General features: G+C 52.9%; 23 protein-coding genes and 1 tRNA gene. 22 read left to right on the top strand and 2 right to left on the bottom strand.

Features of this window, described 5'->3' with window-relative positions:
* Positions 1-91 precede the first annotated feature (91 nt).
* The 20 genes from aroC (at position 92) to B4C79_RS12265 (ending at position 20,566) form a co-directional block, all read left to right on the top strand.
* Positions 92-1,198 carry a chorismate synthase gene (gene aroC, locus B4C79_RS12360; protein ID WP_291752067.1) on the top strand — a complete coding sequence of 369 codons (1,107 nt, stop codon included), beginning with the start codon at positions 92-94 and terminating at the stop codon, positions 1,196-1,198.
* A 27-nt stretch (positions 1,199-1,225) separates the two neighbouring features.
* Positions 1,226-2,407, top strand: coding sequence for an MFS transporter (locus B4C79_RS12355; protein ID WP_105028950.1), 1,182 nt, complete (start codon positions 1,226-1,228; stop codon positions 2,405-2,407).
* A 90-nt stretch (positions 2,408-2,497) separates the two neighbouring features.
* Positions 2,498-3,331, top strand: a complete 834-nt coding sequence (locus B4C79_RS12350; RefSeq protein WP_105028951.1) for a M48 family metallopeptidase — start codon at positions 2,498-2,500, stop codon at positions 3,329-3,331.
* Positions 3,332-3,491: 160 nt separating this feature from the next.
* Positions 3,492-4,892 carry a 3-isopropylmalate dehydratase large subunit gene (leuC, locus tag B4C79_RS12345; RefSeq protein WP_291752063.1) on the top strand — a complete coding sequence of 467 codons (1,401 nt, stop codon included), beginning with the start codon at positions 3,492-3,494 and terminating at the stop codon, positions 4,890-4,892.
* A gap of 18 nt (positions 4,893-4,910) precedes the next feature.
* Positions 4,911-5,048: an entericidin A/B family lipoprotein gene (locus tag B4C79_RS12340; RefSeq protein ID WP_105028953.1), complete on the top strand. Its 138-nt coding sequence runs from the start codon at positions 4,911-4,913 to the stop codon at positions 5,046-5,048.
* Positions 5,049-5,139: 91 nt separating this feature from the next.
* On the top strand, positions 5,140-5,781 hold the full coding sequence (leuD, locus tag B4C79_RS12335) for a 3-isopropylmalate dehydratase small subunit (protein WP_171098848.1): 642 nt from the start codon (positions 5,140-5,142) through the stop codon (positions 5,779-5,781).
* Positions 5,782-5,804: 23 nt separating this feature from the next.
* Positions 5,805-6,899: a 3-isopropylmalate dehydrogenase gene (gene leuB, locus B4C79_RS12330; protein ID WP_105028955.1), complete on the top strand. Its 1,095-nt coding sequence runs from the start codon at positions 5,805-5,807 to the stop codon at positions 6,897-6,899.
* 47 nt (positions 6,900-6,946) lie between these two features.
* Positions 6,947-8,068, top strand: coding sequence for an aspartate-semialdehyde dehydrogenase (gene asd, locus B4C79_RS12325; protein ID WP_291739866.1), 1,122 nt, complete (start codon positions 6,947-6,949; stop codon positions 8,066-8,068).
* 64 nt (positions 8,069-8,132) lie between these two features.
* Positions 8,133-10,358 carry a FimV/HubP family polar landmark protein gene (locus B4C79_RS12320; RefSeq protein ID WP_291739858.1) on the top strand — a complete coding sequence of 742 codons (2,226 nt, stop codon included), beginning with the start codon at positions 8,133-8,135 and terminating at the stop codon, positions 10,356-10,358.
* Entirely contained in the window at positions 10,359-11,123 is a 765-nt protein-coding gene (gene truA / locus B4C79_RS12315; RefSeq protein ID WP_291739859.1) for a tRNA pseudouridine(38-40) synthase TruA, read from the top strand.
* On the top strand, positions 11,120-11,755 hold the full coding sequence (locus B4C79_RS12310; RefSeq protein ID WP_291739861.1) for a phosphoribosylanthranilate isomerase: 636 nt from the start codon (positions 11,120-11,122) through the stop codon (positions 11,753-11,755). The genes truA and B4C79_RS12310 overlap by 4 nt, the downstream gene beginning before the upstream one ends.
* 23 nt (positions 11,756-11,778) lie before the next feature.
* Positions 11,779-13,032: a tryptophan synthase subunit beta gene (trpB, locus tag B4C79_RS12305; RefSeq protein WP_171098860.1), complete on the top strand. Its 1,254-nt coding sequence runs from the start codon at positions 11,779-11,781 to the stop codon at positions 13,030-13,032.
* A gap of 15 nt (positions 13,033-13,047) precedes the next feature.
* A complete protein-coding gene (trpA, locus tag B4C79_RS12300) occupies positions 13,048-13,863 on the top strand; it encodes a tryptophan synthase subunit alpha (protein WP_275271617.1) in 816 nt (271 codons plus the stop codon).
* A 33-nt stretch (positions 13,864-13,896) separates the two neighbouring features.
* Positions 13,897-14,775 (top strand): acetyl-CoA carboxylase, carboxyltransferase subunit beta, encoded by an 879-nt coding sequence (gene accD, locus B4C79_RS12295; RefSeq protein ID WP_291752055.1) that lies wholly within the window; start codon positions 13,897-13,899, stop codon positions 14,773-14,775.
* Positions 14,776-14,811: 36 nt separating this feature from the next.
* The gene (gene folC, locus B4C79_RS12290; RefSeq protein ID WP_291740791.1) at positions 14,812-16,218 is read left to right on the top strand and encodes a bifunctional tetrahydrofolate synthase/dihydrofolate synthase; all 1,407 of its coding nucleotides are present in this window, start codon (positions 14,812-14,814) and stop codon (positions 16,216-16,218) included.
* Between the two features lie 17 nt (positions 16,219-16,235).
* Positions 16,236-16,949, top strand: coding sequence for an SPOR domain-containing protein (locus B4C79_RS12285; RefSeq protein WP_171098865.1), 714 nt, complete (start codon positions 16,236-16,238; stop codon positions 16,947-16,949).
* Positions 16,946-17,437, top strand: a complete 492-nt coding sequence (locus B4C79_RS12280; protein WP_008248980.1) for a CvpA family protein — start codon at positions 16,946-16,948, stop codon at positions 17,435-17,437. The genes B4C79_RS12285 and B4C79_RS12280 overlap by 4 nt, the downstream gene beginning before the upstream one ends.
* 9 nt (positions 17,438-17,446) lie before the next feature.
* Entirely contained in the window at positions 17,447-18,961 is a 1,515-nt protein-coding gene (gene purF / locus B4C79_RS12275) for an amidophosphoribosyltransferase (protein ID WP_105028964.1), read from the top strand.
* Positions 18,962-19,107: 146 nt separating this feature from the next.
* A complete protein-coding gene (locus B4C79_RS12270; RefSeq protein ID WP_105028965.1) occupies positions 19,108-20,364 on the top strand; it encodes an aspartate kinase in 1,257 nt (418 codons plus the stop codon).
* A gap of 111 nt (positions 20,365-20,475) precedes the next feature.
* Positions 20,476-20,566, top strand: a tRNA-Ser gene (locus tag B4C79_RS12265).
* A 35-nt stretch (positions 20,567-20,601) separates the two neighbouring features.
* Here B4C79_RS12265 and B4C79_RS12260 read toward each other — a convergent pair.
* Positions 20,602-21,534, bottom strand: coding sequence for a diacylglycerol/lipid kinase family protein (locus B4C79_RS12260; RefSeq protein WP_291741043.1), 933 nt, complete (start codon positions 21,532-21,534; stop codon positions 20,602-20,604).
* A gap of 188 nt (positions 21,535-21,722) precedes the next feature.
* On the opposite strand from B4C79_RS12260, the gene B4C79_RS12255 reads away from it, so the two are divergent.
* Both B4C79_RS12255 and B4C79_RS12250 read left to right on the top strand, forming a co-directional pair.
* Positions 21,723-21,890 carry a DUF1328 domain-containing protein gene (locus B4C79_RS12255; RefSeq protein WP_105028967.1) on the top strand — a complete coding sequence of 56 codons (168 nt, stop codon included), beginning with the start codon at positions 21,723-21,725 and terminating at the stop codon, positions 21,888-21,890.
* A gap of 4 nt (positions 21,891-21,894) precedes the next feature.
* A complete protein-coding gene (locus B4C79_RS12250; protein ID WP_291741041.1) occupies positions 21,895-23,229 on the top strand; it encodes a CHASE3 domain-containing protein in 1,335 nt (444 codons plus the stop codon).
* Positions 23,230-23,244: 15 nt separating this feature from the next.
* Here the strand turns inward: B4C79_RS12250 and B4C79_RS12245 are convergent, their stop codons facing one another.
* Positions 23,245-23,880: a response regulator gene (locus tag B4C79_RS12245; protein ID WP_291741039.1), complete on the bottom strand. Its 636-nt coding sequence runs from the start codon at positions 23,878-23,880 to the stop codon at positions 23,245-23,247.
* Between the last annotated feature and the right edge of the window lie 50 nt (positions 23,881-23,930).

Raw genomic sequence — 23,930 nt, 5'->3', positions numbered from 1 at the left:
AGAAGTTGCAATTGAGTAAGCTCAACACCCGCGCCGTTCAGGTGCGGGATATTCCGATAAAATAATGTTTTGCCTATTCGAGTGAACACGCATGTCCGGAAGCAGCCTGGGTCGCCTTTTTGTGGTCAGTAATTTTGGGGAAAGCCATGGGCCTGCCATTGGTTGCGTGGTGGATGGTTGCCCACCGGGTTTACCACTCACCGAAGCCGACTTGCAAGCAGACCTGGACCGACGCAAACCGGGTACCTCCCGCCATGTGACTCAGAGACAGGAAGCCGATCAGGTTGAAATTCTTTCCGGTGTGTTTGAAGGCGTGACAACGGGAGCCCCCATTGGCTTGTTGATTCGGAATCAAGACCAGCGCAGCAAAGATTACGGCAACATCATGGACACGTTTCGCCCGGGCCATGCCGATTACACCTACTGGCACAAATATGGCATTCGTGATTATCGCGGGGGCGGGCGTTCCTCGGCCCGCATGACTGCACCCATGGTAGCGGCAGGCGCAATCGCGAAGAAATGGCTGGTCAGCAAGCTGGGTATTGAGATCCGTGGTTGCATGACCCAAATAGGCGAGGTGGATATTCCGTTCTTCACTTGGGACGATGTACATACCAATCCTTTTTTCGCGCCAAACAACGAAAAGGTTGCCGAGCTAGAGGCCTATATGGATGCCTTGAGAAAGTCGGGCGACTCATGTGGTGCTGGCTTGCGTGTGCAGGCCACTGGCGTGCCTGTCGGTTTGGGTTCGCCTTTGTACGACAAGCTGGATGCCGACATTGCCCACGCCATGATGAGCATTAACGCTGTAAAAGGCGTTGAAATTGGCGCTGGTTTCGCTTGTATTGCCCAAAAGGGCTCTGAGCACGGTGATGAAATGACCCCGGAGGGATTTGGTTCCAACCACGCAGGCGGTATTCTGGGCGGTATTTCAACTGGCCAGGATATTGAAGTTCGCATGGCGATCAAGCCAACGTCCAGCATTCGTTTGCCCAGAAAGTCGATAGATAAAGCGGGCAATCCGATCGACGTTGAAACCTATGGCCGACACGACCCTTGTGTTGGAATACGCGCAACGCCTATTGCTGAGGCCATGCTTGCTTTGGTCATTATGGATCACATGCTGGTGCATCGCGCACAGTGTGCGGATGTTCAGGTGGGCACACCACAAATTCCCCCCGGCATTTCAAATTATTAAGTTGTTAATCTCTACACGGGCAGGCATTTGCAACTGGGCTGGTTAGCGCTTTTTTACGCGGCGTATTTCGCATTTGTAGGCTTGTATTCGCCGTTTTTGGGGCCTTACCTGAAATCGATTGGTCACAGTCTGGATGTGATCGCTCTGGCTTTGGGCATGATGCAGTTGATGCGAATTGTTGGTCCATTTGCCTGGGGCTGGCTGGCTGACCACACCGGCAACCGGGTTCGCTGGATTCGATTGGGAACCTTTGCGGGTTTTTGTTTTGCAGCCCTTGCGTTCTGGTATCAGCAAACGCCTTCTCACCTCATTGTTCTTGTGTTGTTGTTGAACCTGAGTATTTCAGGTTTGGTGCCCATGTCCGATTCATATGCCATGGAGCGTTGTGCCGGTTGTACTGGCCAATATGGCCAGGTGCGTTTGTATGGCTCACTGGGCTTTGTGTTGGCAGTGCTGGTTTTCGGGGCTGTGGCTGATCGCTTTGGTTTTGCCTCTTATCCGTTTTGGGCTTGCGCCATGTTGCTGCTCGGGTTTGTAGCAGCCTTGAAATTCACGCCCGATTCTCCCCGGGTGACCAGTACGGAAAATTCAATCCTGTTCACCGGCAGTGGCTTCAAGCGCCTGTTGTTGCCAGGTCCCATGCCACTTTTCTGGTTGGCTGCATTTTTCATGATTTTCGCGCATGGGGTTTTCTATGCCTTTTTCTCGCTTTACCTGCTCGAGTTCAATTATTCCGAAATGAGTATTGGTGGCTTGTGGGCATTTGGTGTGATGTGTGAAGTGGTGTTTTTTGCCCTTCAAGCCCGCTTTTTCAAACGCTTTTCCCTGAACACCTGGCTTTGCGTCAGCTTCGCAGCGTGCGCATTCCGGTTTGCCCTGACAGCGGCATTCCCTGAATACGGCTGGCTGATGCTTTTTGCACAGGGTTTGCATGCTTTAACTTTTGCGGCACACCACACCGCCACAATTTCCTGGTTGCGAGAAAACTTGCCAGTCAAGCTGGTGGTTCGTGGCCAAGCCATGTATGCCACCATTGCATATGGGCTTGGTGGATCTGCCGGTACATTTTTAGGCCGCTTCGCATGGGAGTGGGGCGGGCCTGCCAGTGCATTTGCCATGGCCTCGGTCAGTGGTTTGATTGCCCTGCTTCTAGGTTGGCGCTTTACGATTGCCAGCAAGCAGCCAACTTCGGCACTTTTGTCGGGATAAACTGTCGAATGCAGGTAATTGATGTCAACTTTGCAGCATTGAGCGCCGTTTCTACAGAACGGTTTTACTGACAATTACAGGTGAAAAACAATGGTATTTTCTGGATTGAAGCGACGCACCACATTAACGCTGAGCCTTGCGTTTTCAACTGGTGTGCTGGCCGCGTGTTTAACCACTCAAACCACCTCTGGTGGGGCGGTTGGGGTTGATCGTTCCCAGTTTGTGCTTGTTTCCTCAGCAGAAGTGGATGCCGCAGCAGCCAAAGGTTATGCCGATGTGATCGCCAAGGCGCAAAAGGAAGGCAAACTGAACAGGGATGCCAAGCAGGTGGCCAGGGTGCGTGCCATTGCCAATCGCCTGATTCCCCAAACTGTGGCATTCCGGCCGGATGCGCCACAGTGGAAATGGGAAGTCAATGTGATTGAATCTGACCAACTCAATGCCTGGTGCATGGCGGGCGGAAAAATCGCGTTTTACTCGGCTTTGATTGAAAAACTGGCGCTGACTGATGATGAAATCGCGGCCATCATGGGGCACGAAATTGCCCATGCTTTGCGGGAACACAGTAGGGAACGAATTTCGCAGCAACTTGCCACGAATGTTGGACTGGATCTGGCTTCGGCAGTTTTTGGTTTGTCGCGTGGTGCATCCGATCTTGCGGGTATGGCCGCCAATGTGGCAATTTCACTGCCGTATGGCCGTTCTCATGAAGTGGAATCAGACCGAATTGGCGTGGAGTTGGCCGCGCGTGCAGGCTACAACCCCCGTGCTGCAATCAGTGTTTGGCAGAAGATGAGCCGGGCTGGTGGTGGTTCACCACCCGAGTTGTTGTCTACGCACCCATCGCCCGAAAACCGGATCCAGGATCTCGAGGTTTATTCAGCCAGGGTGCAACCTTTGTATGAGCAAGCCAAGAAGCGTTAAGCACCGGCGAGCAAGTTGATTTTGAGGCGCAGCCATGCCGGCTGTGCTGCAAGGCCGGGGCTGGCTGTGGCATAATCAGGGGTTATTCTCTAAGCAATTTGCTGCTCCGTTCAGCGGAACAAACCCGTTGAATGAGTCAGCCCGAAGCAGGTCCTTGAAAATGGCAAAAACTCTTTACGACAAACTCTGGGAAAGTCATGTGGTGCGCACCGAAGAAGATGGCACCTCACTGATTTACATCGACCGCCATTTGCTGCATGAAGTGACCAGCCCCCAAGCCTTTGAAGGTTTGGAGCTAGCTGGCCGCGACCTGTGGCGCAACAGTGCCAACCTGGCTGTGGTGGACCACAACGTGCCTACCACTGACCGTTCCAAAGGCATCGCCGACCCAACTTCGCGATTGCAGGTTGAAACACTGGACAAAAATGCAAAAGCCCATGGCCTGACCTACTTCGATATCAAAGACCTGCGCCAAGGCATTGTGCATGTGATCGGGCCCGAGCAGGGCGCAACCTTGCCTGGCATGACCGTGGTTTGCGGCGATTCGCACACCAGCACCCATGGCGCCATCGGTGCGCTGGCATTTGGTATCGGTACCTCGGAAGTTGAGCACGTTATGGCCACCCAGTGTTTGCTGATGAAAAAAGCCAAAAACATGCTGGTTCGCGTGGAAGGTACTTTGGGCAAGGGTGTTTCTGCCAAAGACGTGATTTTGGCCATTATTGGCAAAATTGGTACGGCTGGCGGTACCGGGTATGCCATTGAATTTGCGGGCTCCGCCATTCGCGGATTGTCTGTTGAAGGTCGCATGACCATGTGCAACATGGCCATCGAGGGCGGTGCACGCTCTGGCATGGTGGCCGTCGACGAAAAAACAATCGAATACGTGAAAGGTCGCCCATTCAGCCCGAAAGGCGAGATGTGGGATACGGCAGTTGCTTATTGGAAAACCTTGCATTCAGATGAAGGTGCACATTTCGACCATGTGGTTGAGCTGCGTGCGGAAGACATTGAACCGCAGGTGAGCTGGGGTACTTCACCAGAAATGGTGACTGATGTGCACGGTGTGGTGCCAGACCCCGCTTCGGTGGCCGACCCGGTGAAGCGCCAGGGCTACGAGCGTGCCTTGCAGTACATGGGCTTGAAGCCTTTGCAGAAAATTGAAGACATCAACGTAGATACCGTGTTCATTGGTTCTTGTACCAATTCGCGCATTGAAGATTTGCGCGACGCTGCGGCGGTGGTGAAGGGCAAGAAAAAAGCGGAAACGGTCAAATTGGCCATGGTGGTCCCTGGGTCGGGCTTGGTCAAAGCGCAGGCTGAAAAGGAAGGTTTGGACAAAATTTTCCTTGAAGCCGGGTTTGAGTGGCGAGAGCCCGGTTGCTCCATGTGCCTGGCCATGAATGCGGATCGTTTGGGCAGTGGTGAGCGTTGCGCCTCCACCAGCAACCGGAATTTTGAAGGACGTCAAGGTGCGGGCGGCCGTACACACCTTGTCAGCCCGGCCATGGCGGCTGCGGCAGCGATTGCAGGCCATTTCACTGATTCCAGAACCTTTTAAAACAAAGGAGTGTTTGATATGAAGATCGTTTCCGTATTTCTGCTTGCTTTGTCAGCCCTGTCATTGTCCGCTTGCAACACCATTGAGGGCATGGGCAAGGACATCAAGGCGGGCGGCGCTGCCATTGAACGCACTGCAGACGAAAACAAGAAGTAATGTTTACTGGTATTTCTAAGCTGTGCGGGCAAGCGTTTGCTTGCCTGTATGGTTTGAACTCCGGATCAACCGGAATATTCACGGATTAATTATGGACAAATTTGTAACCCACACTGGCATTGCCGTTGCATTGAACCGCGCCAATGTGGACACCGATGCCATCATCCCCAAACAGTTTCTGAAAAGCATCAAGCGCACCGGTTTCGGCGAGCACTTGTTCGATGGTTGGCGTTACCTGGACGAAGGTGAGCCTGGCATGGATTGCACCAAGCGCCCCCTGAATCCTGATTTCGAGCTGAACAAGCCAGAATTCAAAGGCGGCACCGTGTTGGTCGCAGGTCCCAACTTCGGGTGTGGGTCCTCCCGTGAGCATGCGCCCTGGGCGCTGCAACAGTACGGTTTCAAAGCGGTTATTTCCAGCAGTTTTGCGGATATTTTCTTCAATAATTGCTTTAAAAACGGTTTCTTACCCATTGTTTTAAAAGAAGAAGAGCTGAAAGAAGTTTTCGCCGCAATTGATGCAAAACCTGGCATTGAGATCACAGTAAGTCTTGAGCACCAAACCGTGAGCATTGCTGGAAAAAGCTACAGCTTCAATGTAGATGCATTCCGCAAGCATTGCCTGATGAATGGCTTTGACGACATTGGCCTGACTTTGCAGCATCGCGATGACATTGTGGCTTTCGAGAAAAACCGCCTGGCCAACCAGCCCTGGCTTGCCAACACAATCTAAATATAAAAAAGCAGAGAACACGAATGACTTTAAAAATTGCCGTAATGCCCGGTGACGGCATTGGCCCGGAGATTACCGCGCAGGCTGTGAAGGTGCTTGAAGCCCTGAAAACCGATGGCTTGAACATCGAGTTTGAACATGCCTTGATTGGTGGCGTGGCCTACCGCGAAAAAGGCGTGCCTTTGCCGGAAGAGACCGTGGCCCTGGCCAAGGCGTCGGATGCGGTGTTGTTTGGTGCGGTGGGTGACTTTTCTCTCGATACACTCCCGCGCCATTTGCGGCCAGAGCAAGCTATTTTGGGCATTCGCAAAGCCCTGAATCTGTTTGCCAATTTCCGCCCTGCGATGGTCTATGAGGAGTTGGCTGATGCGTCTACCCTACGCCCTGAAGTAGTGGCAGGACTGGACATTCTGATTGTTCGTGAACTGACTGGCGATATTTACTTTGGAACGCCGCGTGGCAACCGCATCGCCGAGGATGGTCCATTTAAAGGCGAGCGTGAGGCATTTGACACTATGCGCTACGCTGAAACTGAAATTCGCCGCATTGCCCATGTGGCCTTTCAAGCGGCACAAAAGCGTGGTGGCAAGCTGTGTTCGGTTGACAAAGCCAACGTGTTGGAAACTACCCAGTTTTGGCGTGACATTGTGACTGAAGTAGGCAAGGAATACAGCGATGTCGAATTAAGCCACATGTACGTTGACAACTGTGCCATGCAGTTGTTGAAAAACCCAAAGCAGTTTGACGTCATCGTGACGGGTAACCTGTTCGGTGATATTTTGTCAGATGAAGCGTCCATGTTGACTGGCTCTATCGGCATGTTGCCATCGGCCTCGCTGAATGAATCCAATTTCGGTTTGTACGAGCCAATTCATGGTTCCGCGCCCGACATTGCTGGCAAAGACCTGGCTAACCCCATGGCCACCGTGCTTTCTGCAGCGATGATGCTGCGTTACACCTTTGGCCTTGAAGATTATGCAAACCGCATCGAGAGCGCAGTGAAAACGGTGTTGGCCACTGGCCCGCGTACGGGTGACATTTGGCGCGATGGCAAGGCGCGCACCGGCACAGCGGGTATGGGTGATGCAATTGTTGCGGCACTGGCCAAGCAACAATAAGGCGAAATCGCAATTCAAGAATTTAAAAGTACTGGAGTTTTTTTATGTTGAAAGTTGGTTTGGTTGGATGGCGAGGCATGGTGGGTTCAGTGCTGATGCAACGCATGCAGGAAGAGAATGATTTCGCGCATTTCGAGCCGATTTTCTTCTCCACTTCCAATGCGGGTGGCAAGGCGCCAGCTTTCGCTGGCAACGCGGGTCCCTTGCAGGATGCAAACAACATCGACGCTCTGAAGCAAATGGACGTGGTGTTGACTTGCCAGGGCGGTGACTACACCAATGAAGTATTCCCCAAGCTGCGCGAGGCTGGCTGGAATGGTTACTGGATTGATGCGGCCTCAAGCCTGCGCATGAAAGACGACGCCATTATTATTCTTGATCCGGTGAACATGAACGTGATTAAGGATGGTCTGACCAAAGGCATCAAGAATTATGTAGGTGGTAACTGCACCGTGTCGCTGATGCTGATGGCTTTGGGTGGTTTGTTCCAGAACAATCAGGTGGAGTGGATTACTTCCATGACTTACCAGGCCGCTTCTGGCGCTGGTGCGCAAAACATGCGCGAACTGATTTCGCAAATGGGCAGCATTCATGGTTCGGTCAAAGACCTGTTGGCCGATCCCGCATCTGCCATTCTGGAAATTGACCGCAAGGTGGCTCAGCATATTAATTCCGACGCATACCCGACCGATAACTTTGGCGTGCCACTGGGCGGAAGCCTCATTCCCTGGATCGACAAAGACCTGGGCAATGGCCAGTCCAAAGAAGAATGGAAGGGTGGCGCAGAAACCAACAAGATTCTGGGCAAGCCAGCCATGGGTACACCCGGTTGTGTGCCTGTGGATGGATTGTGCGTACGTGTGGGTGCCATGCGTTGTCACTCACAGGCGTTGACCATCAAGCTGAAGCAAGACATTCCATTGAATGAGATCAATGACATGCTTGCCAAGGCCAATGATTGGGTTAAAGTGATCCCCAATGAGCGTGATGCATCCATGCGCGATTTGACCCCTGCAGCTGTTACAGGTCGCATGCATGTGCCAGTTGGCCGTTTGCGGAAAATGGCCATGGGTGGCGATTATCTGAGCGCTTTCACCGTGGGCGATCAGCTGTTGTGGGGGGCGGCCGAGCCACTGCGCCGCATGCTGCGTATTTTGATTGAACGCTAAGCTGCATCAATATTTATCCCAAAAAAGCTGCCGAAGGCGGCTTGAACATTCATGGAGTAAACGGGTGAGGCATACCAAAAAGAAGATTCTGCCCTTTGTTTTTGCATCAGGTTTGTTGGCAAGTTCCTTCGCGCAGGCAGCACAGCTCGGTAAGCTTGAAGTGCTGTCGGGTGCAGGCGAGCCTTTTCTGGCGCAAATTCAGGTTGATCTGGTGTTGCCAGAGGAACGCGCTTCCTTGCAGGCCAAGCTGGCTTCCGCAGAGGCTTTCAAAGCTGCCCGCCTGAGCATGGATCCGAACCTGAAGAGTCTTCAGTTTGCAGTACAAGATGGCCCTCAGCCTGGCACGGCGCTTGTCAAAATTACCTCTGCGCAGCCTTTGCCTGCTGGTTTCATCGACACTTTGGTTGAATTGACCTGGGCGGGTGGCCGTGTTGCGCGGGAATATACCCTGACTGTGCCTGTTGGTGTCACCCAGGCGGCTGAACCCGCAACGAGTCTTCCTGAAATTCGCCCGCCGATGACACCGCCTGCTGTGGCACCCAAGGCAACTGCGCCAAAAGCGCCAGCGGTTTCTGAACCACCTGCAGCCTCCAAAGCTCCAGTGGCTTCAGCGCCCACTGCGCCTGAAGGTACTTTGAATGTTGAGCGTGGGGACACTCTGTCGGAGTTGGCTTTGCAACTGGTCGGCGACGGCGTCACCCTGAACCAGGCCATGGCTGCAATTTACGAGGCCAACAAAGCCTCATTTATTAATGGCAGCGTACACCTGATTCGTGAGGGCGCCCAAATTCAGGTTCCCAATCGTGCGGCGCTGCGAGCCCGCAATGCCAATGAGGCTTTGCTGATTCTTGCTCAAAACGACGATCGCAATGTGTATTCCGCTTACGCTCGCCAAATTGGTTTGCTGACTGTTGACAATCAGCTTGCAGCGGCAGACGCCACCAGTGCCCAGGGCAGCATTACTCCGCAAGATCAAGCGCCCAAGGCCAATGCGGGTGCACCCGCTGACCGATTACAAATTGCACCCGGCTCAGCCCAAGGTGCAAGCAATGCCGATACCAACGCAGAGGAGCTGGTGGCCAAAAACAAGGCACTGGCCGAGGCGAATGAGCGAATTGCTTTGCTCGAGAAGAACGTAAGTGACTTGCAGCGTTTGCTCGACATGCAAAAAGACCTGGGCAGCGAGCCTGCCGCACCTACGGCTGATGGCCCGGCAGTTGGGACTGATGCCACTACTGAGCCAGCAGCTGTTGAAGTACCCTCGGAAACACTGGCAGAGAATGGTGCCGACGAGCCTGCTGCTGAATCGCCGGTGGCCGACGAGCCCGCTGGCAGTGATGGCGTACAATCACCAGTAGAGCAAGCAGCAGCAGAAGAGCAGCCTTTTGACTGGTTGCCCTGGATTTTGGCAGGTGCAGGTGGTTTGCTTGTGTTGATGGTGTTGTTGCTGATTGCCCGTGCACGCAAGAACAAAGCCAAAAACGAGGAAGATGAGCTCGAGTCCGAGGACGATTCTTCTTTCAGCGAAGTGAATGAATTTGATGAGGCCATTGCGGCAGCCAGTGCAGGAATTGCAGCTGAGCGGGCCAGCGGTTTGAATCAGGCTGAAAATTCTGACTTTGATCTGGATGAAGTACTGAATGATCGCTTGAAGCAAGCCGAACCCGAAGAGGCGACGCAACTTTCCACAGCCCCCGTGGAAGAGGAAGATAAACCAGCCGTGGCTGATGACATTCCCGAATTGAATGACGCTTCTGATGAAGCACTGCAACACAAAGAATCATTGGACAGCGAGGTCACGCTGGATTTCCCTGAGGAAGAGCCTAACGAATCCAAATCAGGTTCGATTCTTGATGACCTGGATGAAATCGAAAAAGGCACCTTGGCGGCTCAGGAAGAACTGGATGAATTGCGAAAGCAACCTTTGCCTCAGCACGATGTGAATGCGCGAGAAATTGATGCAGCATTTGATGACTTGATTGGCGAAGAAACTGTGGGTGAAAAACCGGTTGAGTTGAAAGACGACACTGACAAAACCAATGTTGATGGGCCGGGTGCCGTTCCTGAAGAGGCCATTGACAAGACGCTTGTTGATCTCGACGTTGACGTGCCCAACCCAAAAGTGGACGATGCCACCTGGCAGGAAGTTGCCACCAAGCTGGACCTGGCGGGCGCTTACGTTGAAATCGGCGATGCAGATGGTGCCAAAGAGTTGTTGAACGAAATCGTGAAAAAAGGCGATGTGGACCAGGTTCGCAAGGCCAAGGCGCTTTTGGCCACGTTGAACTAAATGAACAGAGTGGCCTTGGGCCTTTGTTACGACGGCCATGAGTTTGAAGGTTGGCAAACACAACCACATGGTCGAACTGTCCAGGACCACTTGACCAAGGCCATAGAAGCAATTGCCCAAGAGCCCGTTGCTTTAACTTGTGCGGGCCGAACAGACACCGGTGTACATGCCCGCCAGCAGGTTGTGCATTTTGATACAGCAGCAGACAGGCCGCTGACGGCCTGGATCAAAGGGGTTAACAACAGTTTGCCACCCACCATTTCGGTGCTTGGCGCCAAACAGCTTGATGCAAGTTTTCATGCACGTTTTAGTGCGTTATCAAGAACTTATCGTTACTATTTTTATAGCGCACCCGTTCGCGACCCATTCAAACGTTTCATGACCTGGGTTCACTACCCGCTTGATTTGGCCGCCATGCGCCGTGCAGCGGAATGTTTGTTGGGCACACATGATTTCAGCGCGTTTCGCGCCTCGCAATGCCAGGCGGCAAGCCCAGTGCGCACCTTGTACGCTTTAAACCTGATTGAAACCGTTGATCATTGCTACTTTGAAATTCATGGCAATGCATTTTTGCACCACATGGTAAGAAACTTGATGGGCAGCCTGATGGAAGTGGGCCAGCACAGGCAAGCCGAAAGCTGGTTAAGGGATGTGCTTGAATCCAGAAACAGAAGCCTGGCGGCAAAAACTTACCCCGCGCAGGGCTTAAGCTTGTGGAATATTGAGTACCCCGAGCAATACGGAATACAGGAACTTTTTGCATGAGAACCCGAATCAAGTTGTGCGGCTTTCAAACCGAAGACACGGTGCGTGCGGCCACTCGGGCTGGGGCTGATGCAGTGGGTTTCGTGTTTTATCCGCCTTCACCGCGCCACATTGAGGTGGCGCAGGCGGGGCAGCTGGCGCGTTGTTTGGGTGCCTGGCAAACCCCGGTTGCCTTGTTTGTGAATCCTCAGGCCGATTTCGTCAATTCCGTCATTTCGGAAATTCCCAATGTGCTGTTGCAGTTTCACGGCGATGAAAGTCCACAGTTTTGCGACAGTTTCAGGCGTCCCTACATCAAAGCCATTCGAATGAAGGCCGATGTGAACTTGCTGAAAGAAAGTGAAAAATTCCATGCGGCGCAGGCGCTTCTTGTCGATTCATGGAGCGAGGCGTATGGTGGAACAGGGCATACTTTTGATTGGTCTTTGCTGCCCAAAGCGGGTGAACTGAAGCAGGCTTTGGTATTATCCGGGGGGTTGGATGCAAGCAATGTGGAACAGGCTATTCATGGCTTGCGACCCTATGGTGTCGATGTGTCCAGCGGGATTGAGTCGGCGCGCGGCATAAAGAGTATCGAAAAAATTGAAATGTTCTGCAAAGCGGTCCAGAAGGCCGATGCAGGGCTGTTGTAAGTGAACCCAGATTGAGCAGCATCATGAACAAACCCTATGAATTTCCAGACGCCACCGGCCATTTCGGCCCCTACGGCGGTACTTTTGTGTCTGAAACCCTGGTTCACGCCCTGGAAGAACTGAAAAGTGTGTACGCCCATTACCAAAACGACCCCGAATTTTTGGCGGAGTTTGAAAGTGAACTGAAACATTTTGTGGGTCGCCCCAGCCCCATTTATCACGCCAAGCGCTGGTCTGATTTGGTCGGTGGTGCACAAATTTACTTCAAGCGGGAAGACCTGAACCACACAGGTGCCCACAAAGTGAACAACTGCATTGGGCAGGCCATGCTCGCCAAGCGCATGGGCAAGCCCCGCGTAATTGCGGAAACAGGTGCGGGCCAGCACGGTGTGGCCACGGCCACTGTGGCTGCGCGTTATGGCATGAAGTGTGTGGTGTATATGGGTCAGGAAGATGTGGCCCGGCAGGCACAAAACGTGTTTCGCATGAAGCTGTTGGGTGCCGAGGTTATTCCGGTCACTTCTGGCTCCAAAACCCTGAAAGATGCGCTGAACGAAGCCATGCGCGACTGGGTTACGAACGTGGAAGACACGTTTTACATTATTGGCACCGTGGCGGGTCCACACCCATACCCCATGCTGGTTCGTGACTTCCAAAGCGTGATTGGTCGCGAATGCATTCAGCAAATGCCGACCATGGTGGGCAAGCAACCTGATTATGTGCTGGCCTGTGTGGGTGGCGGATCGAACGCCATGGGTATTTTCCATCCCTACTTGAACGTGGATGGCGTGAAGTTGGTGGGCGTGGAAGCTGCGGGCGAGGGCATTGAAACTGGCAAGCATGCTGCATCGCTGAGCGCTGGCACGCCAGGCGTGTTGCATGGTAACCGTACCTACCTGTTGCAAAGCGATGATGGGCAAATTATTGAAACCCATTCGGTTTCCGCGGGTCTGGATTATCCCGGTGTTGGCCCTGAGCATGCATGGCTGAAGGATTCTGGCCGGGCTGAATACGTGGGCATTACCGATGCCGAGGCGCTTGAAGCCTTCCACCAGTGTTGCCGCATTGAGGGCATCATCCCGGCGCTGGAAAGCAGCCATGCCTTGGCGCATGCTGCGAAGCTGGCCAAAACCTTGCCCAAAGACAAGGTGATTTTGGTGAACTTGTCTGGCCGTGGCGACAAAGACATGCACACCGTGGCGCGCTTGAGTGGTGCCGAGTTTTATTGCCACCCCGATTGCAAAACAGGTGCAGAAATGGCCTGCAACAAGAAATAAATTTCAATTACAACCATGTCAAGAATCAAAGCAGTATTTGCAAAATTAAAAGAAGAAGGTCGCAAAGGCCTGATTCCGTTCGTCACTGGCGGTGATCCTGACCCTGGCCAGACTGTGGCCATGTTGCATGCCTTGGCCAATTCGGGTTCCGATGTCATCGAGCTGGGTGTGCCGTTTTCCGACCCCATGGCTGATGGCCCGGTTATTCAGCGTTCCAGCGAACGTGCGCTTGAAAAGGGAGTGACTTCCCGCAAAATTCTGGATTATGTGGCTGAGTTTCGTCAGACCAACCAGCACACACCGATCGTGCTCATGGGGTACGCCAACCCCATCGAACGCATGGGTGTGGAAAAGTACGTGGCTGAAGCCAAGAAGGCCGGGGTGGATGGTGTGCTCGTGGTGGATTACCCACCCGAGGAGTCACTTGAGTTTTCCAAATACCTGCGTGCAGCCGAGCTGGATCCTATTTTTTTGCTGGCGCCAACTTCTTCAGATGAGCGAATTGAAAAAGTGGCAAAGGCAGCCAGCGGTTATGTGTATTACGTGTCGCTGAAAGGCGTGACTGGTGCGCAAAACCTGAATGCCGCCGAAGTCAGTTCTAAATTGCCCACCATTCGCAAATTCACCGATGTACCCGTGGGTGTGGGCTTTGGTATTCGCGATGCCGAGTCGGCATGCCGTGTCGCACAATCCGCAGATGCCGTGGTGATTGGCTCTGCACTGATTCAGTTTCTAGAAGCAGGCAGCCCACAAGAGGCCGCCGCTTTGGCGGGCAAGTTCATTGCCCCGATTCGTGCTGCGCTGGATGCGCAATTTGGCATGAAACAATAACTTCCAAAAGAAATCCTCAGCAAGGGAAAGTGTATGAGTTGGTTTGACAAAATTATTCCGCCGCGCATTTCCTCAAAAACACCCGGCGACGCAGCCAAGAAAAGCGTTCCCGAAGGTATTTGGGCGAAATGCAAAAGCTGTGATGCAGTGCTTTACCAAAATGATTTGGTGAGCAATGCCATGGTATGTCCCTCGTGCACTTACCACATGCGCATAGGTTCGCGTGAGCGTTTGAATTTGTTGTTCGACAATGATGAGCGCATCGAAATTGGGCGTGAAGTATTGCCCATGGATACCCTGAAATTCAAGGACAGCAAAAGCTACACCGCGCGTTTGAATGAAGCCAAAGAGGCCACAGGCGAAACCGATGCCCTGGTGGTTCAAAAAGGCACCATGAACGGCCTGGAAGTGGTGATAGCCTGCTTCGAGTTTGAGTTCATGGGCGGTTCTATGGGTTCTGTGGTGGGCGAGCGCTTTTGTCGCGGCGTGCAGGCGGCGCTTGACGCCAATATTCCGTTTATCAGCATTGCAGCCTCTGGCGGCGCACGCATGCAGGAAGGTTTGGGTTCGCTAATGCAAATGGCAAAAACCTCGGCCATGCTGGCCAAGCTGAGCCAGGCCAAACTTCCCTATATTTCTGTTTTGACCGACCCTACCATGGGTGGCGTTTCCGCCAGTTTCGCGTTTTTGGGCGATGTGGTGGTTGCAGAACCCAAAGCCTTGATTGGTTTTGCCGGCCCACGCGTGATTGAACAAACCGTTCGTCAAACCTTGCCTGAAGGTTTTCAGCGTGCCGAGTTTTTGATGGAAAAGGGTGCGGTGGATTGCATTGTGGATCGCCGTGAAATGAAGAAAACCCTGACCAGCCTTTTGGCGCTGTTGATGAAAAAACAGATTGACCAGCCGGCCTGAAACTGAGCGGCCTGAAAACTAGCAGCCTGAGTATTTATGAACCAAGCAGTACCCCAACCAGACCCTTCCAAACCGGTCAAGCCAGCTTCCAACGCCACATTGAATGCGTGGCTGGCTTATCTGGAATCGATTCACAGCAAGCCGATTGACATGGGGCTGGACCGCTTGAAGGTGGTGCAGCAACACATGGGTTTCGCCTTGAGTGGCCTTGTGTTTACCGTAGCGGGTACCAATGGCAAAGGGTCCACCTGCGCCATGCTGGAAAGCATTCTGATTCAGGCGGGCTACAAGGTGGGCATGTACACCTCGCCGCATCTAATCCGCTTCACTGAACGCGCCCGCATCAATGGTGCCGAGGTGGCGGAGCCAGAGCTGATTTCCGCCTTCGAACAGGTGGAACAGGCCCGCATCGCAACGGGTATTTCCCTGACTTATTTTGAGTTCACCACGCTGGCGGTGGCCCTGGTGTTCTCTCGTCTGGATCTGGATGCCGTCATTCTGGAAGTGGGTCTGGGTGGACGACTGGATGCGGTCAATATTTTTGACACCGACTGCGCGATTTGCACCAGCGTCGATATTGATCATCAGGCCTTTCTTGGGCCCGACCGGGAAAGCATTGGTCGTGAGAAAGCCGGCATATTTCGGCCGGGTAAACCTGCAATTGTTGGCGACCCAAAGCCGCCACAAAGCGTGATTGACCATGCAAATTCAATAGGTGCCGACCTTTGGCTGTTTGCGCGCGATTACAACTACAGCGGTGACAAACAGCAGTGGGCCTACGGCGGGCGCAGTATGCGCCGTGCTGCCCTGGCTTACCCGGCTTTGCGGGGCACCAACCAGTTGTTGAATGCCTCAGCAGCTTTGGCTGCGCTTGAGTCTGTGCGGGATCGCTTGCCAGTACCGGCACAATCGATTCGACAGGGTTTTCTCTTGGTGGAGTGGCCAGGGCGTTTTCAGGTGCTGCCGGGTCAACCCACGGTGGTTCTGGACGTTGGACACAATCCCCACGCTGCTGCGCATTTGCGTGAAAGCCTCGACAACATGGGTTTTTTTCCATACACCCATTGTATTTTCGGGATGCTGGCCGATAAAGATGCTGTTGAGGTGGTCAAGGCCTTGAAAGACAGGGTAGACCATTGGCACCTGGTGCCGCTTGAAGGTGACAGGGGGCGCAGCACAGTGCAGTTGAAGCAACAACTTGAACTGGCCGGTGTGGACGCAGGGGCTTTTGACTGGGTTGGCAATTCCCAGGCACTGGCCAAAGGGGGTATTGCAAAGCAGCCCCCAGAAAAAAGCGTGCAGAGCTACGAAAGTGTGGGTCAAGCGTATGCGGTGGTCACTTCTGCGGTGCCACCCAATGATAGAATTCTGGTTTTTGGATCCTTCCTGGTTGTGGCGCAGGCCATGCAAGCCAAAGAAGCGCTTCGAAAACGTCCCGGTTAATTTTTTCAGGAGTGCAGGTGAGTTCAAATTCGCGTTCTACTGCCAGGAACAAAGTCAACAACGATCCGGTTGATGAGTTGAAACGCAGGTCCAGAAGGCGGTTGGTGGGCTCCATTGCGCTTTTTCTGGCAGCCATCATCATCGTTCCCGCTTTGGTTGAAAATGAACCATCCCAAACCAGCAGCGACGTGGAGTTGGTGGTACCTGATCGTCCATCTGCAGAAATTCCAGCCCAGGCTGCCAAGGTTCCCGAGCAAGCAAAGATTGAGGCACCGCAGTCGACCCAAGAACAGGCCGTGGCAATTGCACCAGTTGCGCCTGCCGTAGAACCGCCCCCTATTGTTTCTGAACCGGCGCCTGAGCCTAAGCCCAAGCTCGAAACTAAGCCCGAAACTAAGCTGGAAACTAAGCCAGCAAACAAGGTTGAGCCCAAGCCGGAACCTAAAGTTGAACCCAAGGCTGAACCCAAGGTTGAAGACCCAATTGCGGCATTTGCCAAGGCTGAGGTGTATTGGGTGCAGGTTGCTGCTGTCAGCGACAAGGCTCGCGCAGATGCACTGAGCAAAGAATTGAGTGGCAAGGGTTTCCCGGCGAAGGTGGAGTCCACAAGCACTGGCAATGGCACGGTATACCGGGTCAGGGTGGGGCCAATTTCAGGTCAGACCAAGGCCGATGAAACCAAAGCCAAGTTGGCCGCTGCGGGTTACTCCTCAGGGAGAGTAGTGCAGTGACGATATTTGATTACATCGTTATTGCGGTGGTGGTGCTGTCGGTCATTCTGGGTTTGTTCCGGGGCATGGTCAAAGAAGTGCTTTCTTTGGCCAACTGGGTGTTGGCCTTCTGGGTGGCAAATCGCTATGGCGCAGATCTGGCTGTTTACATGGATTGGGCTGAATCGCTGAGCCCGCCCATGAAAGCACTGATTGGTTGTGCCGCTGCGTTTTTTGCAACCATGTTGGTGGGTGCCATTCTGATTTCTCTGTTGGGCAAAATTGTTGCTGCAGCGGGTTTGGGTTTTGCGGACCGTGGCCTGGGTGCCACGTTCGGCTTCGCGCGTGGTTTATTTATTGTGTTGGTGCTGGTTACTGGGGCAGGCTTCACCTCGCTTCCGGAACAGCCATTTTGGCGAAATGCCATGTTGTCCCCTTTGGCAGTGGATGCGATGAGAGAAATCAAACCGCATTTGCCCGAAAGTGTGGCCAAGTGGGTGCGCTACTAGGAGCTTTCAATGTGCGGGATTGTCGGTATTGCCGGTTTTTCTCCTGTTAATCAAATTCTTTACGACAGCCTGTTGTTGCTGCAACACCGAGGCCAAGACGCCGCGGGCATTGCCACTGCGCACAGCAATTCGTTTTCCATGTCCAAAGGCAATGGGCTGGTACGCGACGTGTTTCGCACACGCAATATGCGTTCATTGCCCGGCAATATGGGCATTGGCCATGTGCGTTACCCCACAGCTGGTTCGGCCGCCAGTTCAGATGAAGCGCAACCTTTCTATGTAAACGCCCCTTATGGCTTGGTGTTGGCCCACAATGGCAACCTCACGAATAGCGAGCGTTTGAAGGCTGAATTGTTCAAGAACGATCGCCGCCACATCAACACCAATTCAGATTCCGAGGTGTTGCTCAACGTGTTGGCCCACGAGCTGCAATCCAACGCCTCGGGTTACTCGCTTGACCCGGTCACCATTTTCCGCGCGGTGGCGGGCGTGCATGCCCGTGCGCGCGGTGCGTATGCCTGCGTGGCTCAAATTGCAGGCTATGGTTTGTTGGCATTCCGCGATCCGTTTGGCATTCGCCCCTTGGCTTTGGGCAAGGCTGAAACAGAGCAGGGCACCGAGTACATGTTTGCATCAGAATCGGTGGCTTTGGTGGGCATGGGCTTTGAGTTTGTGCGCGACATTGATCCGGGCGAGGCCGTGTTTGTCGATCTCGACGGTAAGCTTCATGCCCAGCAATGTGCGGAAAAATCGTCGCTGAACCCCTGTATTTTCGAGTACGTCTATTTGGCTCGCCCCGACTCCGTGATGGATGGCATTAGCGTGTATGAAGCCCGTGTGAAAATGGGTGAATACCTGGCTGACCAAATTCGCAAGGGCATGCCTGCCGGTGAAATTGATGTGGTTATGCCCATTCCCGACTCCAGCCGTCCGGCTGCGCTGGAACTGGCGAACCAGTTGGGTGTGCCTTACCGCGAGGGTTTTATCAAGAACCGTTACATTGGCCGCACTTTCATCATGCCCGGGCAAGCTGTTCGCAAAAAAAGCGTTCGTCAAAAGCTCAATGCCATTTCTGTTGAATTCAAAGGCAAAACAGTGCTGTTGGTAGACGATTCGATTGTGCGCGGCACCACAAGCCGGGAAATTGTACAAATGGCTCGTGAAGCGGGTGCCAAGAAGGTAATTTTTGCCTCGGCTGCGCCTCCCGTGCGTTTTCCGAACGTGTATGGTATTGACATGCCCACGCGCGATGAGTTGATCGCTTCAGGTCGCACTGACGACGAAATTTGCGCTGAAATTGGCGCAGATGCTCTGTTTTATCAAGACATCGCCGACATGAAGCGTGCTGTGCGTGACTTGAATCCAAAAATTCAAACTTTCGATGCCAGCTGTTTTGATGGTTCGTACATTACCGGTGATGTCACCACTGAATACCTGGATCGCCTGGAATACATGCGCAAGCACCCAGAGGTATTGGAATCGGGTGGCTTGCAAATGAATCTAGGGTATTCGGCGAACCAGTAAGCGGGGGTTCACAATCGCTGACTTTTGACCAAGCGGAATTCATGCTTTTGTCAGTTTTAAGTCAGCGCTTGGGGTAAAATGTTCAACTGATTGATTTAAAAGCGCGAAATGGTTCGCGCTTTTTATTTGTGCAGGGCGATCTGACTATGTCACTGATAGTACATAAATACGGTGGCACCTCCATGGGGTCCACAGAACGTATCAAGAATGTAGCCAAGCGTGTCGCCAAATGGCATCGCGCGGGCTTTCAAATGGTGGTGGTGCCATCGGCCATGTCTGGCGAAACCAACCGTCTAATTGGCCTGGCCAAGGAAATTCAGGCTGAGCCTGATCCCCGAGAACTCGATATGCTGTGTTGCACAGGTGAGCAGGCATCTGTTGCCTTGTTGGCCATGGCTTTGAAGGCTGAAGGCCTGGAAGCAATCAGTTTCTCTGGCTGGCAAGTACCTATAAAAACCGACAGCAGCCACACCAAAGCACGCATTGAGTCGATTGACGACACTCGAGTGAAAGCCGAATTGAATGCTGGCAAGGTGGTGATCATCACCGGTTTCCAGGGCATTGATGAGGCGGGTAACCAAACCACGCTGGGTCGTGGTGGTTCTGATACCTCTGCGGTGGCCATTGCTGCCGCCATGGGTGCGGCTGAGTGCCTTATTTACACCGATGTGGATGGGGTGTACACCACCGACCCCCGCGTGGTGCCCGAGGCACGCCGCATGCGCGTTGTGAGTTTTGAAGAAATGCTGGAAATGGCCTCTTTGGGCTCAAAGGTTCTGCAAATCCGCTCCGTTGAATTTGCAGGCAAGTACCGTGTGCCCACTCGTGTGCTTTCTAGCTTGACCGACCCAATGATGTCGCTGGACGAAGAAAAAGTGTCTGGCACGCTGATTACTTTTGAGGAAGATGAACATATGGAACAGGCTGTTGTTTCCGGTATCGCTTTCAACCGTGATGAAGCAAAAGTGACCATTCGTGGCGTGCCTGACAAGCCCGGTGTGGCCTACCAAATTTTGGGTCAGGTTGCTGAGGCAAATATCGACGTGGACATGATTATTCAGAACCAGGGTTCGGATGGCACCACCGATTTCACTTTCACCGTACACCGCAACGAATTCAACAAAACCATGGATTTGTTGAAAAACAAGATTCAGGGTAGCGTGGGTGCACGTGAAGTGGCGGGCGACACCAACGTGTGCAAGGTATCGATTGTGGGCATCGGCATGCGTTCACATGTGGGCGTGGCCAGCCTGATGTTCAAAACCTTGTCGGAAGAGGGCATCAACATTCAGATGATTTCTACATCTGAAATCAAGGTGTCGGTGTTGATCGACGACAAGTACATGGAATTGGCAGTTCGTGCGCTACATAAGGCCTTCGGTTTGGAAAAAGAAGCGGCTTGAACTGGAGTTTGGGCTGAGTTTTGAGTGATGGGAATGCGGTGCAATTTGCGTGAAAGCGATTTGCGCCAGCATTCAACATTTTGGCCGAAACCGTGTATAATTCGGCCTTCTGGAGACGTGGCCGAGTGGTCGAAGGCACTCCCCTGCTAAGGGAGCATACCCCAAAAGGGTATCGGAAGTTCGAATCTTCTCGTCTCCGCCAGAATGAAAAAGGGATCCCGCTTGGGATCCCTTTTTTTATTCCATCGCCACAAACTGCACTGCCGGGGCGCTGCTGATTTGAATCGAAGACAATGGCGCGTGCACATCGCCATCCAGCTGCCAGGCTGTGGGCGAATCAAACTGAAATTCAATTTTGGCTACGGTACTTCGTTCCACGCCAATGCTACGCGGCATGGCACCGAACCAAATTCTGATCAAATTTAGCACCAGAGGCAGTTTGTTCGGTACACCGGCAATCAGGCACATGTCTTGTTTGGCTTTGTTACCGCCACTGGTAGAAACACGAAACCGCAATGGCAAGCACTGAATACTGAGCGCCAAGCAGGCCTGCCATGCAAACCTTTGTGGTGTGGCATTGTCGCGAGCTTGCTGCCCTTTGACCGTAGAGAACAGGTTTTCTACGAACGGACTGCGTCGAATGATTCCCCACGCTATTTTGGCCAACAGTTTTGTAGCCGCAATTGGACCACTGCCCATGCTGTAGTAAGCATGCATGAAGTTCACTGTGACGCCAAAACCAAACACAAAGCCATATTGTGCACTGGAGGTTTTAATGGGGTAACGCGGCGAGCTGTGCAGGTGCGTGTCTGCTTGGTGCTCAACCAACCACCGCAGGGCTTTGAGAGGTGCTGTTTTTGGGTACACGTCCCAGGCAATCATGTTCATGGTGCCCGCATGCAAGGGGAAAATGGCCGGTATTGCGTGGTCTCCCCACACCTTGGCTGCAGCGCCCAGTACCGCTGAAACCGTGCCGTCGCCACCAAAGGGGACAATGACCGAGGGTGGGGCGTCTTTGTAGGACAAAAGCGCCTGCTCCAGTTCTGCGGCATTTTGAGTTAATGCCACATGCCCGGCATTGCCCAAGATGCGGTGAATTTCCGCAAGACTGCCACTTGAGTTGCGTGTTTTGAGATACCCGGCTTTGGGGTTTGCAATGACAAGAATCACGGTGATTTTGTTACGTAATGATTTAAATTGAATTTAACTGATTTCTCCACCCGCAAACCGATGATTAAGCGGGCTTTTTTGTGGTTTGTAGGATGTCACTTACACCATGTTCAGAGAAGGCCGACCTACTTTCTCGCAAATGGCTTTTACAGTAGGCGTCAACCGTTTGTTAACCCGAGGAGTTGACTATGTTGCACTACGCTGTTGTGTTTTTTGTCATTGCATTGGTTGCAGCCCTGTTTGGTTTTGGCGGTATTGCTGCGGGCGCAGTGGAAATTGCCAAGGTCTTGTTTTTCATTTTCATCGTGCTTGCAGTGGTCACGTTCGTTTTTAACTTGATTAAGTCCAAACCTTAGCACCATGCCGTCATCCGTCAAACGTCAAATTCGTCCCTACTGGCTTTTGGCGTTTGGCTGCGTGATGGTGCTTGCCTTGTTGGGTATCACTTATACCCATTCCCGAATGAATGCCGAGGTGGTGGCCCTGTCGGACATCAATCAAAAGCGCATAGATCGTCTGGACCAATTGTGGGTATTGCTGGTGGATGCACAAGCCAGCGCATTGTCTTTTTTGTTGATGCGCAACGATATCTATCTTGAGCCGTACCGCAGTGCTGCGGCGCGGTTGGAGCCACTCATGGCCTCTATGAACTTCGATATTCCGCCAGGCTCGGATGACCATGCCGATTTGCAGGACTTGAAGCGTTTGGTGGATGCGAAGTTTCAGTACCTTGGTGATATGTTGAGCCAGGGCAAGGCACCTGTGGCTGTGTCAGAAGAGCACGGTGAGCTTGGCAAGCAACTGATGGACGAGATTCGGGTTCGCCTTGCGATACTAAAAGCGCGAAGGGAGAAGGCGCATCAGGATCTTGAAAACATGTATTTGGCGCGCGCCGGGAAAATTCAGTATGTGGGGTATGCGCTGGGTGCTGCCTCGCTTTTGCTGATCCTAAGCCTGTTTGTGGTGCAACAAAGGCAGGTGGCATTGCGCGCCAGAATTCAGGAGTTGTTGAAAACGGAAAACAGTCGCCTTGAGGCCAAGGTACAGGCGCGCACCGTTGAATTAAGCAATTTGGCAACCAACCTGACCACTGCGCAGGAAGCGGAGCGCCAGCACATTGCCCGCGAGTTGCATGATGAAATGGGGTCGGCGTTGACTGCTGCGAAAATGGACGCCAGCTGGTTGCGACGATCGTTGGGTGCACACGTGGACGACAGTATTCAAGAGCGGATGCTGCGTTTGATTGAAAACATTGGAAGCACCATTTCACTGACGCGCCGTTTGGTCGATGACCTTCAGCCCCCTTTGCTCAAGGGTCTCGGTCTTGTTGAAGCGCTTCGCTCATTGGGGCAGCAGTTTGAAATTGACATGCCAGTGGAGATGCACTTTTCTGAGCATTCCGTGAACTTGTCGCCAGAGCAATCGCTGGCTTTGTTTCGTGTGGCGCAGGAATCGTTGACCAATGTCCGGAAATACGCCAAAGCCAGCAAGGTTGAGTTGAGCTTGATTGAACAGCCGGGAATGGTAGTTCTTAGTGTGCGTGACAACGGCATTGGTTTTAACACCGACAACATCGAGTTGCATGGCCATGGCATTGCGGGCATGAAACACCGCGCCCAAATGTTCAATGCACGGCTGGTACTTGCTTCATGCATGGGCCAAGGCACACGCATTGAAGTGCACATGCCCATTTAAACAACCTTGGCTTGCTTAATCAAGCACCAAGCAGTGTTGGTGCGCATAGGTGGCCAGCTCGGCATTGCTGTTCACGCCCAGTTTTTCAAGTAGCCTTGACCGATAAGTACTGATTGTTTTTACGCTCAGGTGCAGTGCCTGTGCAATTGTAGACACACTTTCTCCCCTCACCAGGCGCATGAAAACCTGCATTTCTCGTTCAGACAGTTCCTGATGCGCTGGCTTGTCACTTTCGCCAGCCATTTCACGGGCCAATAGTTCAGCTGTGTTGGCGGAAATATAGCGCCGACCCTGCGCCACTGTGTGGATCGCATTGATCAGATCGCTGCGGTCGCAGTCTTTACACAAGTAGCCACTCGCCCCACTACGAATCATGGACAAGGCGTAGCGTTCTTCTGAGAAGCTGCTGATGATCAACACCTGTGTTTCTTCATGGCGTTGTTTGACTGCCCGCAGCAGGTCGATGCCATTTTGATCGGGCAAGGACAGGTCAAGCATCAACACATCACAGTTGTGTTGACGCAGCAGGCTTTGGGCTTCTTCTGCGGTGCCGGCTTCAAACTGAATGGACATGCCCAGTTCTTCATTGAGCATTTCCCGAAATCCTGCACGCACAATTGCATGGTCATCAACAATGGCCAGTCTAATCATTTGAATATTCCTTGTGTTGTTATCAGGTGGGTAGGCCAGACTGGTCCTAC

The organism is Limnobacter sp. UBA7229, assembly GCF_002473065.1.
GTDB lineage: Bacteria > Pseudomonadota > Gammaproteobacteria > Burkholderiales > Burkholderiaceae_B > Limnobacter > Limnobacter profundi.
Note: the sequence above shows the minus strand (reverse complement) of the source record. Positions and strands in the feature narration are given on the sequence as shown.